The sequence below is a fragment of the Cochlodiniinecator piscidefendens genome, assembly GCF_011326755.1.
GTDB classification, from domain to species: domain Bacteria; phylum Pseudomonadota; class Alphaproteobacteria; order Rhodobacterales; family Rhodobacteraceae; genus Cochlodiniinecator; species Cochlodiniinecator piscidefendens.
Window position 1 is genome coordinate 16,405 of sequence record NZ_JAAOIE010000004.1, and the last position, 11,848, is coordinate 28,252.

Here is an 11,848-nt window from a genome sequence, read left to right on the forward strand (position 1 = left end):
GGTTATTCGGCGGCTAATTTTGTGGACTTTTTGCGTGCATGGGCCATCAGTCCATCACGCACCCACTGTCCATCATCCCAAGCCTTTACACGCGCACCCAGCCGTTCTTTGTTGCAAGGCCCATTACCTTTGAGCACATTGAAAAACTCAGACCAGTCTGGTTGGCTAAAATCGTAATGACCGCGTTCTTCGTTCCATTTCAGATTCTCATCTGGAATGGTCAGCCCCAAAAATTCGGCCTGCGGAACAGTTTGATCCACGAACTTCTGCCGCAGCTCATCATTCGTGTTGATCTTAATCTTCCACGCCATGGATTGCTCTGAATGCACGGAATCTTTGTCCGATGGTCCGAACATCATCAAAGACGGGTACCAAAAGCGATTTAATGCGTCTTGCGCCATATGCTTTTGCGCGTCAGTCCCTTCGGCACATTTGCGAATTGCATCATAGCCTTGGCGTTGGTGAAAGCTTTCTTCTTTACACACCCGGATCATCGCACGGCTGTAGGGGCCATAAGACGTCCGCTGCAGGGGCACTTGGTTCATAATGGCCGCGCCATCGACCAGCCAGCCAACCGCACCGATGTCGGCCCATGTCAGAGTTGGGTAATTAAAGATCGATGAGTACTTCATGCGGCCGTTGTGCAGCTCTTCCAGTAACTCATCGCGACTCACACCTAATGTTTCCGCAGCGCAATATAGGTACAGCCCATGCCCCGCTTCGTCTTGTACTTTGGCCAGTAAGATCGCTTTGCGTTCCAACGTCGGCGCACGCGTAATCCAGTTCCCCTCAGGCAATTGCCCCACAATTTCAGAATGGGCATGCTGACCAATTTGGCGCATCAATGTCAGACGGTATTCATCTGGCATCCAGTCCTTTGGTTCAATTTTTTCACCCGCGTCTATCCGCGCTTGAAATGCCGCTTCTTGATCCGTCATATCAGTCTGGGATTTAACGCCATTCCCAGCGGTTTTCACCATCTGTGCATACATATCGTTTCCTCCTTCAAACGCGCTCTAGGATCAAAGCAACGCCCTGCCCTACGCCCACGCACATCGTGCAAAGTGCGTAACGGCCGCCGGTACGTTTCAATTGATACGCCGCGGTCATGACCAATCGCGCGCCAGACATACCTAAAGGATGCCCCATCGCAATCGCCCCGCCATTTGGGTTCACGTGTGGTGCATCATCCGCGACACCCAAAGCGCGCAAGGTCGCCAACCCTTGGCTCGCGAAAGCTTCGTTCAGCTCAATAACATCAATTTGCTCAATGGATAATCCGGCCTTTGCCAGAACTTTCCGCGTCGCGGGAACTGGACCAATCCCCATAATCCGTGGATCCACGCCAGCGGCCTGCATCGCAACAACCCGTGCCATCGGTTGCAGGTTATTCTTTGCGGCACCGGCTTCCGACGCCATTAAAATAGCGGCAGCTCCGTCATTGACACCTGATGCATTTCCAGCTGTCACACTTAGATCAGCCCCATTCACACCACGTAATTTCGCTAACTTGTCCACACCTGTTCCCGGACGAGGATGTTCATCCGTTTCAAACAGAATTGGATCGCCTTTGCGCTGAGGGATACTAACCGGGGTGATTTCATCAGCAAACACCCCCGCCTCATGCGATACAGCCCAGCGCGCCTGAGATCTGGCCGCAAAAGCGTCTTGATCTTCGCGATTGATATCAAACTCCGCCGCAACATTATCCGCCGTCTGCGGCATTGAATCGACACCGTATGCTTCACGCATCTTTTTGTTAACAAAACGCCAGCCAATCGTGGTGTCGTACACTGCGTTTGATCGCGAAAAAGCAGCCTCAGGTTTTGGCATCACAAAGGGTGCACGCGACATACTTTCAACGCCGCCCGCAACAGCGAGATCGTAATCACCCGCCTTAATTCCGCGCGCAGCCATGCCAACTGCATCCATTCCAGACGCGCAAAGTCTGTTAATGGTCGTACCTGGTACATCTATTGGCAGCCCCGCCAACAATGCAGCCATGCGCGCGACATTTCGGTTGTCTTCGCCTGCTTGGTTCGCATCACCATAGATCACATCATCGACCGACGCCCAGTCAACATGGGGGTTACGATCAATCAAAGCCGCCAAGGGTAAGGCTGCTAAATCATCAGTCCGCACTGAAGACAGCGCCCCTCCGTACCGCCCAATTGGGGTTCGGGTTGCATCGCAGATGAAAGCATCCATCGACTGTGTTCTCCCTAATTATCGCACGGCAATTAATCCGACCGCATGGTCGGTGATAAGGGCGAATTCGATTCGAGGCAACAAATTTGTTACCAAAAATGTATGCTTATGTTAAATCATGTAACGCAATAATGATTTTATTCGCTAAATTACATTTTTCTCCAAAAAGGGCGCATTCGATATAACCCTTTCAAACCCCAATTCGGACAAATCCAATGCCCTAAACTCACCATATGTGATCCATTCGGAAATCCCACGGCCAATAGCAGGACCCTGCTGCAATCCATGGCCAGAAAACCCATTCGCAAAAATGAAATTTTTCACGTCTGTATGAGGTCCAACGATGACGTTGTGATCCAGCGTGTTATAGGCATAGTGACCGGCCCAGAAATTCACCTGTTTTATCGCCTCAAAGCATTCTGCCCTTTCAGCAAGCGCTGGCCATATTACTTCCTCGAATTCGTCATAACGCGGCTCAAAATCATCAAATGCCACTTCGGGATCATGTTCAGGAACACAGCCAGATAAGAAAAAATTCCCCTCGGGACGGCAATACACACCTGATGGATCACACATCAAAGGCAGTTTGCCCTCAGGCGGCTTAGCGCAATCAAAAACAAAGAGCGTTCTCTTGCGCGGCTCTACAGGTAGGGACAAACCCGCCATTCCCGCAATTTCGTTTGCACGCGCACCTGAGCAATTTACAAAAACGCCACAATCCACATTTGTACCACTCGCCAATGTGATACCTGTAATACGATCACTCTGACGCGAAACACCAACCACATCATCGATTACGTAATCAACACCCAATGCACGGGCCTTCCGGCGAAAGCCATTCATCAAACCAGTGTTGTTAAACCAACCCTCCCCAGAAAGACCCAAACTCCCCAGACGCAAATCATCCACATGAAGATGAGGATAGCGTTCTTTGATCTCTTCTTGGGTTAACAGGCAAACATCAGCGCCCTCAGAAATTTGAACAGCGTGGTTTTCGCGCATTACAGCTTCTTGCGCATCGGTGGCTGCCAGCAATAGATACCCGTTTTCGTGAAACTCCAGATTCGGCCGGTCACCATCTACAGCGCATAATTCTTCAAAGTCCCGAATAACCTCTAGCCCAAACTGGCTGATCTTAACATTGATCGGGTTGGAAAACTGCGTGCGTATCCCAGATACGCTTAGCGATGTCGACGCATGCTGAAAGGATGGGTCACGCTCGACGATCAAGATTGAACCATCAAAATCTGGATTCATGGCCAAAAAATACGCAACCGCGCTTCCGACGACGGCACCACCTACGATAACAACATCATAATTTTGCTTAGTCGCCATTTCAAATCTCTCTTGTTCAGCTCTTAACGACACCCCTAAATCGCCAACTGGCCCGTGTCACCCCACCCCGATCTCATGGCTTTATGCACTTTACTCATGGGACAGCACTATTAGCCCCGCGTTGTTTGACAAATTCCGAGCGGTATGATGAACATGCGACGCATTCCTTTCACCTTACTTCATGAGGCCGACGTGGCGAATTTCCTATATCAGAACGACCTTCCAGACGATTTAGATCTTGGCCCAATTGTTGCAATCGATTGCGAAACCATGGGCTTAAACCCGCACCGCGACCGTCTGTGCGTAATCCAAATGTCAGGCGGAGACGGAAACGCCCATCTTGTTCAAGTTGCTAAAGGACAAACTGAAGCCCCAAATCTGTGTAAGATGCTGGCCGACCCAAATGTGTTAAAGCTATTTCACTTTGGTCGTTTTGACATTGCCGCAATGCACAATGCCTTTGGCACCGTCACAGCACCAGTTTACTGCACAAAAATCGCGTCCAAAATGGTGCGGACTTATACCGACCGCCACGGCTTAAAAAACTTGATGCAGGAATTGCTAAACACGGATATTTCCAAGCAGCAACAAATGAGCGATTGGGGTGCCGAAAACCTGACGGAAGCGCAGCTATCGTATGCCGCATCCGATGTATTAAACTGCGCGAAAAACTCAATGAACGGTTAGAGCGTGAAGGACGGACTGCGTTAGCTCAATCTTGCTTTGACTTCCTGCCTACACGCGCCTTGCTAGATCTAGAAGGTTGGCCAGAAATCGATATTTTCTCGCATTAAGTTGGGTATTGGCAAAAGTTTGCGATCCAACTCTATAGGTGTATTGGGTTGCACCTGATACGCTTGATTTGGCGCGCCTGCGTCACCATGTTTTGAACAATTCTCGCAACGGTACGCAAATGGCATCGCTCAACGACACGTATTCCAGGTTCATACTATGGACAAAAATAGCGCTTCCTTTGGCGGGGCTGTTGTTGTTGGCGACGCTTTTTCTATTTTCGCGTGGTATTTCTCCGGATCAAGCCATTCCGTTTGCAGATGTTGACCTCGATGCACTGTCCAGAGAACAGCGTATGTCCCAGCCTGCCTATTCTGGCGTAACAGCGAACGGTGAAATGCTATCATTCACCGCGCAAACTGTACGGCCCGATAGCGGTAACCAGGGGCAATTCACGGCTGAAAACCTGTCTATGTCAATTGAGACACCATCTGGTCTATCCTTTACGGCAACGGCGGGCAAAGGTGGATTAGATGACGCAACCCAAGTTGCCCGATTAGAAGATCAAGTTCATCTTTCCACATCGTCAGGATTCGAAATTGATACTGACGCGATAACAACGTCTATAGATGGATCGCTGTTTATCACCGATGGTCAAATTGATGCTATTGGCCCTTTCGGTACGTTGACTGCCGGGCGTGCGCATATAGAAGCGTTAGAAGAAACACCAAATCAGTATGTTCTTATTTTCAATGAGGGCGTTAAACTGATATATACACCGCAAAACTAAGGGGTAACTATGAAGAACATATTGGCTTTCGCACTTATTTTGTGCGCTTCCGTTCATTTTTCCTCCCCTGTTTTGGCACAAGGTGCCCAAGTCGCATTTGGTGGACTGCAGCATGACGCCTCACTTCCCGTCGAGGTAACCGCCGACCAACTTAGTGTCGACCAGTCCGATGGATCTGCCGTTTTTTCCGGTAATGTTGTAGTTGGCCAAGGATCACTTCGGCTGTCTGCTGGTAGTATCCGCGTTGAATACGCGGCTGGCGATGCACAAAACACCGGTCAGATTTCTAAACTACATGCGTCCGGCGGTGTAACAATCGTAAACGGAGCCGAAGCCGCCGAAGCAGAACAAGCTGTATATACCATTGGATCGTCAACCATCGTGATGACAGGGAATGTATTACTGACACAGGGGCAGAATGCCCTTTCTGCAAACAGCATGGTCATTGACCTGACATCGGGCACCGCCCGCATGGAGGGACGCGTACAAACTATTTTGCAATCTGGTGGCAACAACTGATGGCCGGCCAACCTGAATTGACTTTGACCGAAGGCTCTTCTGGGCTTGAAATTCAAAACCTCCGCAAAAGCTATAAGAAACGCCCCGTTATTCGAGACGTGAGCATACAGCTAGCGCGAGGCGAAGTTGTTGCATTACTCGGCCCAAACGGATCTGGGAAAACAACTTGCTTTTATTCGATCGCTGGCCTCGTCACACCAGAAGGCGGGCATGTCCTGATTGATGGCCAAGATGTCACAACATTGCCAATGTACCGGCGGGCAAAACTGGGCATTGGGTATCTGCCCCAAGAAGTTTCCATTTTCCGCGGGATGAACGTCGAAGATAACATTTTAGCGATTCTCGAAATTTCGGAAAAAAACCGTCACAAGCGGCGTGAGCGGCTTGAAGAACTCTTATCAGATTTTTCAATTGAACATTTACGTCGTGCGCCTTCCCTTGCCTTATCTGGGGGTGAACGCCGGCGTGTTGAGATCGCACGCTGCCTTGCTGCAAACCCAAAATATCTGCTGTTAGATGAACCCTTCGCTGGTGTTGATCCAATCGCAGTTGGCGAAATTCGCAACCTTGTTTCAGAGTTAAAAACAAGGGGAATCGGTGTTCTGATCACTGATCATAACGTTCGTGAAACCCTAGAAATTGTCGACCGCGCCTATATTTTGCATGATGGGCGTGTGCTCATGAGCGGCACAACAGACGAAGTTGTTCAGGATGAAAACGTGCGCCGGGTTTATCTCGGTCAAAATTTCCGAATTTCCTAAGCTCGACCATCTCTGCACAACATACCAACAACAAAGCATTTTTCAGATTTTGGCGTAAAACCGCCCAAAACCATAGTTGACATTCCCCTGCATTCTAGCGCCAAATACAGGGGATGACAGATTTTTGCATCATTACATTTGCACGGAAAAGACATAGCCGTGCGCCAAGCGCCCTTGCTAAAATCAAGACGCGCTACTCTTATCTAAAACTTATCGATTGGTCGTCACTCTCTCTGGAGAATAGCGGCCGTTTTCAATCATAAAGGAGCGTTAATGCGGTACCAGATCAGCGGAAAGCAAATTGATATCGGTGAAGCACTACAAAGTCATGTAAAATCAGAACTCGGAGAGATTATCGCAAAATATGCGGAACGCCCCACCGATGCTTTGGTCGTCTTTTCCAAAGACGCACATGAATATGTCTGTGAGGCAACGATTCATCTTTCAACCGGATTGACTGCACAAGCCAAGGCACACGCTACAGAAATTTACGCCGCACTCGATTCCTGTGGCGAAAAAATGGAAAAACAACTGCGGCGATATAAGCGCAGGTTGAAAGACCATCACAAAGATCGCGCACAACCCGTTGAACATTTCGGCGCTTCGTCGTATATCCTCGCCGCAGAAGTAGAAAACGACGATCAGGAACCTGCAGGTCTCCAACCCATGATCATCGCTGAGATGGAATCCAAAGTTCCATCACTCTCAGTTGGTGAAGCAGTCATGCAAATGGAATTGGCCGGGGCGCCTGTGCTCGTTTTTCGCAATGAAGGCAACAAAGGCGTGAATGTCGTATACCGTCGCGAAGACGGAAATATCGGCTGGATCGATCCACAAGACGGCGCCTAACAGGTCTCTGTAGGCATACGTAGAAACTAAAGGCACATGGAACTATCGAGCATTTTAGCGCCTCAGGCGGTGAAGGTTATGGCAAGTGCAACTAGCAAGAAGCGCCTCTTCCAAAATTTGGGAGAGATCGCATCGGCTGCGTATGGCATGTGCCCCACGACAACAGCTGAGGCCTTGCAAGAGCGTGAAAACCTAGGCCCAACAGGCGTAGGCCAGGGCATTGCTTTGCCTCACGCTCGTTTGGCTGGCCTCGAATCCGTTGTAGGCGTGTTCGTTCGCTTCGAAACCCCACTGGATTTTAACGCTGTAGATCGCCAACCTGTTGACCTTGTTTTTGCGCTTTTTGCACCTCAAGATTCTGGGGTTGAGCATCTAAAGGCACTCGCTCTTGTGTCACGGACAATGCGTAATTCCAACATATGTGCAAAATTACGGGCCAACGCAGATGCGACCACATTGCACGCGATTTTAACAGCTGATCAAGCATCCCAAGCCGCGTAGATTACGCCCAGGCTTGGTAGCCAAACATCATGTAATCTTTTTGGTAAGCCGCTTTTGCAGCGGCTTCCACTTCTGCATCATAAATATCTGCTAACATAAATGGTTGGTCAGCACTTCGATCTTCGAACAGCGGAAGATCGCAGCGAGTTATAGTGCATAAATACGCAAGCTCATCCCGTATATTTTCGGCTCTTAGCACCATATCTGGTGTGCTAAACTGTGCAAAACCTTGCACGATCACAGCCTGTGACGCCCACGCTGGATCGATGCGAACGCTTGTTTGTCCAGCCAAGTTTTTCTTAAGAAATGCCAAAAACGCCAAAAAACACGTTCGATGGCGTACTTTATCATATTCTTCTGGAGAGACCGATTTTGGCAAAGGGATTTTGAATTCTTTTCGCAAAGTTTCCCGAATGTCGGTGAAGCCACCTTCGCCCGTGTTCAAAATCAAATTACAATACACCGAATGCGCTCGCGCCGCTGGATGCATTACGACGCTAAAACTGCGATGCCCGGAATGTTTGCGCTTCCATTGGCGCAACGTTTTTTGAGTAAAGCTAGACTGCAGATCCTCGTCAGACTGCGCCATCCATTTAGCAATTTCGCTATCAATCCCGCCCTTAACAGGGAGATACAGCAATTTCTCCACTGCATGAAAGCTGGGTACGGCAGGACCACGACGTGGCTCAAAATTAGGCGTGCGCCCCAAATCAAAATGATCAATGCGCGAAAGTTCAGCTTCCATTTCCGCGTAGTTTACGACCTTATCTTGTAGGCTAGACGGGTTTTGCTTTTTTATCGCCTTAGACACATGCTCGAGCATATGCTCACTGCCTAAGAATTGCGCGAGTCCATTTATAACATCTACGTCCTGTAGGTCTTCGTATGCGATATAGAACGCAGTTTGCCCGGAGGCCTGAAGCCCGTTTAGCAACCTTAACTGAAACGCACGCTGCGCGTTTAAATGGGTTTCAAATTCCTGCGCATCAAAGCGAATTTTTGCGGTTTTATGATGCTTTACATTGGTTAATTTCCACTGCCCGGTTTCTTGGGCAATTTTCCACGACACGTAGCTTTCGACCGGGTTTCGCGTCAAAACAACTTTGCCGCAACGCTGATCTGACAATACTTTTTCCAGCACGCGCGCATCATGATCATGGAAATATCGAAATCCACCTATTCCGTCGCTTTCGGTGGCAATCGCAGTCAACAGCGCATCTGGGTTCTTTTCCCGCGCTTTTTGCGTCACCCTCAATATATCATCACGTTTGGGATAGCCGATAAAATGCGGATTGAACGCTTCACCGTGGCACTGAATATCGGGAAACTCATTTAAGTTTGTTTCCAGAAAATTAGATCCTGTCCGCATCTCAGCAAACACAATAAACGTATCAAAAGGTTTGGACATATCAGCCTATTTCACAAGATAAGGTTTGCGCTGTTTCCTGCGCGATGCGTCATTTTCTTCGTCCGACCGGAAATCACCGACCAAATGCGGGTGCATGCCCTGATTTTTAAGGTTTTGCAAAAATTGTCCGAACCCTTCCAAATCCACCATTTTTGGCGCTTCGGTTAAACGTCTTTGGCCACGTGGGCCAATGTCATCGATAATACCCTGCAGTGGTTCCATCGGTAATTGAACAAAGTCCGCCATCGACCAAATACGAAAACGTGCCTTTGAATAAGACTTCCGCAACAACTCCACAAAATCCCCTTCCAGCTTTTGCTGGCGTGCGGCTGCAACCCGGATTTCAGAAAAATTGGCGTTGGAATAAAACAGCGGGACAGCCCACGCCCCGGTAATAACCAAAATCTGCGCATTGGCATCACGCGCCAAAAGCTCAACAATTTTTTGGTTATCGCGCGGGCTGAACTGGAAACTTTGTCGTTCTCCCCGACTGTTCCAAATCAAATTGGTTAAAAACGCCTGAGGATTATAATCCCGTAGCAATGCAGCGTCAGACAATGCGCCTAGGTAGTTTTCTTGGCGACCTTCAAATTCCACGCGTTCCTGCGCAAACAAATGACCATGCACGCGTGTCCCGGTGGATCGGGCAAGCCAACCTTCAAAATCTTCAAACAGGTCCGAAAACCCTTGAAACACTGTATATGGGCCGGATGTTACGCCATTTTCCCAACTACGGTTCGGGAAACGGCTTTGCATAAACAGGCCAGGCCGCCCTTTTGTTCTGCGCTCAACCGCTTTCGAAAATAGCTGATTGATCTTGCCTGGATTGGGCTCAGCGCGGCTGCCTTCGTTTGGATTTTCATCCAGAAAAGCTTCGTACAATCGATCTGCACGCGGCCATATCTTCCGCGCAACAAAACAGTCTGAACGACGCAACAACTGCAAATGATCATCGTAAAAGATATGAGGCTTTCCCTGAAAGTCAAACTTAGACAGCGTCAGCGATCTACTTTCAATATTCGTGGAATATAGCCGTGTTAAGGTCTGAAAGTAGCTCTCGTCCGGAATCCACACCTTTCGAAAGTAAGCGTCATAGGTCGCCCGTTCAGGATCCTCAAGCAGCGCTGTCAAAGTCTGCCGCGTGAGACACCACCATTGCGATCCCATATGCGGCACCAACCCGGCAGGTATCCGTCGCTTAAACCGTACTTTTCGCTGCAATCGAACATAGCGATCAAACAAAAACCGCTGCCGTTTCCAGCTAAAGGGAAACCTAAGTGTAAAGCGCTCGGCATCCAAACCATCAACGGTCCATGACACATCTTGTGTGGTCGCGGATTCGATGAAATCCACCCGAGGACGCGCCGCCAAATAATGGCGCAATTCTGAAACAGGGCGCAGCGGCAGACAAGAACCGGACGCCAGAAACACATGCCGCACCTCTGGGTTGGTCTTTAACAGCTTTTCAGCGGCGATCAGCGTCGCCTCAACAATAGACCAAGTGCCCCACTCGCATCGCTTACGGGTCGAAAATTGAATTTGATCGTATCCAGCTAAGCTTTCTACAAAATCATTATAGTCCTGATTTTTGACATTCTTATCTACGTGAATGACAACAGGACATCCATTGTTAGACCAATGGCGCGCAACCTCAGCTGCGCGATTAAAAGAAGTATGAACGAGCATGATGATACCAACGCTCATGCCCAATTCCCTTTTGACATAAGACCGAGTATTTCAAGCTGGCGCCAATTTATATATTTCTCAGACCACTTGCACCACAAATCTGGATCATCTTCCAGCTGGGCCTGATACGCCTTGTATTCATGACTGTTGGCATAATGCTGTTTACGCAAAAGTTCCTCTGATGCTTTCCCTGCAAAAGTACTTAGAAACTTTGCATGCATTAAGCATCCCGACGCTTTCTCTCCGCCCCACTCATCGTAAATAAGGTTTAGACCACGGGGTAAAATTGAATGCGTCGAAGAGACATAGGCATAGCTTCGATCCCATTTCACCAAAGGGATTTTATTCAATGCAGGCGCACGCTCTGGATTGTCTGGGAAAAAGCGCCGAGCGCGCGGCCCCCCCTGAATCCACAGGTTTCCATACAGCCGGTTTTTGGAAATCATATAATTTCCGCTGTCAAACCATGACGCGATCTCAAACGGATCCTGGCCAGCTGTATAAGGTTGTTTATTGATCGACCCTTTAGGATACATATCCAACAACATCGCCCCAAACGAACGAATTGAAGATGCGTCGAGCCAGTCGGTCAAAGCATGCAATGAACGCGTGTCGCAAAATGGGTAGACCAAAAACTCATCGACATCGACTGTCAGCGCCCAATGCCCAGGGGCGTGTCTAAACTGCAGCCAATTCAGCCAATCCACGCCAAACCGCGCGCGTTTGTATCCTGCCTCAGCCGTCCATAAGGAAACATCGGGCTGTCCTGCCAAGAATTCCCGGCTGCCATCCGTGCTGTCATTGTCCACGAAAAAGAAATGATCCACACCCATATCGCGGTAGTATTTTAGAAAATATGGCAGCCGAATAAGTTCATTTCGCAGAGTTGAAAAAATTAGAATGTCGTTACGCTTAACTTCTTTGGAGCGATCAACAACCGAAATCATTTCACGTCGTTTACGGAACGCGCGCGCCAACCAACGCTTTCGCTGAATTCGCAAACGATATGACCTTAATGCGCTCAAAGCTTTTCCAACGCTCCACTCTACTCATCCCCAC

At 49.0% G+C, this 11,848-nt stretch carries 11 protein-coding genes and 1 pseudogene; 6 read left to right on the plus strand and 6 right to left on the minus strand.

From position 1 onward, the window contains the following. Positions 1-2: 2 nt before the first annotated feature. The 3 genes from paaA to G9C99_RS11615 all read right to left on the minus strand — a co-directional run bounded on the left by paaA (position 3) and on the right by G9C99_RS11615 (position 3,543). Positions 3-992 carry a 1,2-phenylacetyl-CoA epoxidase subunit PaaA gene (paaA, locus tag G9C99_RS11605; protein WP_166417678.1) on the minus strand — a complete coding sequence of 330 codons (990 nt, stop codon included), beginning with the start codon at positions 990-992 and terminating at the stop codon, positions 3-5. A gap of 13 nt (positions 993-1,005) precedes the next feature. Next, positions 1,006-2,208, minus strand: a complete 1,203-nt coding sequence (pcaF, locus tag G9C99_RS11610; RefSeq protein ID WP_166417679.1) for a 3-oxoadipyl-CoA thiolase — start codon at positions 2,206-2,208, stop codon at positions 1,006-1,008. Between the two features lie 144 nt (positions 2,209-2,352). Next, on the minus strand, positions 2,353-3,543 hold the full coding sequence (locus G9C99_RS11615; protein ID WP_166417680.1) for an NAD(P)/FAD-dependent oxidoreductase: 1,191 nt from the start codon (positions 3,541-3,543) through the stop codon (positions 2,353-2,355). Positions 3,544-3,735: 192 nt separating this feature from the next. Between G9C99_RS11615 and G9C99_RS11620 the strand changes: the two are divergent. The 6 genes and pseudogenes from G9C99_RS11620 (at position 3,736) to G9C99_RS11645 (ending at position 7,695) form a co-directional block, all read left to right on the plus strand. Next, a pseudogene (locus tag G9C99_RS11620) lies at positions 3,736-4,337 on the plus strand (ribonuclease D). Positions 4,338-4,456: 119 nt separating this feature from the next. Then, positions 4,457-5,065: an LPS export ABC transporter periplasmic protein LptC gene (lptC, locus tag G9C99_RS11625; protein WP_166417681.1), complete on the plus strand. Its 609-nt coding sequence runs from the start codon at positions 4,457-4,459 to the stop codon at positions 5,063-5,065. Between the two features lie 9 nt (positions 5,066-5,074). Next, complete coding sequence (locus G9C99_RS11630) at positions 5,075-5,584, plus strand: LptA/OstA family protein (RefSeq protein ID WP_166417682.1); 510 nt, start codon at positions 5,075-5,077, stop codon at positions 5,582-5,584. After that, a complete protein-coding gene (gene lptB, locus G9C99_RS11635; protein ID WP_166417683.1) occupies positions 5,584-6,345 on the plus strand; it encodes an LPS export ABC transporter ATP-binding protein in 762 nt (253 codons plus the stop codon). Before G9C99_RS11630 ends, lptB begins: the two co-directional genes overlap by 1 nt. Positions 6,346-6,618: 273 nt before the next feature. Next, the gene (gene hpf / locus G9C99_RS11640) at positions 6,619-7,194 is read left to right on the plus strand and encodes a ribosome hibernation-promoting factor, HPF/YfiA family (protein ID WP_166417684.1); all 576 of its coding nucleotides are present in this window, start codon (positions 6,619-6,621) and stop codon (positions 7,192-7,194) included. Between the two features lie 36 nt (positions 7,195-7,230). Continuing rightward, complete coding sequence (locus G9C99_RS11645; RefSeq protein ID WP_166417685.1) at positions 7,231-7,695, plus strand: PTS sugar transporter subunit IIA; 465 nt, start codon at positions 7,231-7,233, stop codon at positions 7,693-7,695. A 1-nt stretch (position 7,696) separates the two neighbouring features. Here the strand turns inward: G9C99_RS11645 and G9C99_RS11650 are convergent, their stop codons facing one another. From G9C99_RS11650 to G9C99_RS11660, 3 genes are read right to left on the minus strand one after another with little or no spacing between them, the layout of a single operon-like run. Continuing rightward, entirely contained in the window at positions 7,697-9,103 is a 1,407-nt protein-coding gene (locus G9C99_RS11650) for a nodulation protein NodH (RefSeq protein ID WP_166417686.1), read from the minus strand. Positions 9,104-9,109: 6 nt separating this feature from the next. Then, positions 9,110-10,807: a beta-1,6-N-acetylglucosaminyltransferase gene (locus tag G9C99_RS11655; RefSeq protein ID WP_166417687.1), complete on the minus strand. Its 1,698-nt coding sequence runs from the start codon at positions 10,805-10,807 to the stop codon at positions 9,110-9,112. Further along, complete coding sequence (locus G9C99_RS11660; RefSeq protein ID WP_166417688.1) at positions 10,804-11,814, minus strand: glycosyltransferase family 2 protein; 1,011 nt, start codon at positions 11,812-11,814, stop codon at positions 10,804-10,806. The genes G9C99_RS11655 and G9C99_RS11660 overlap by 4 nt, the downstream gene beginning before the upstream one ends. Positions 11,815-11,848 lie beyond the last annotated feature (34 nt).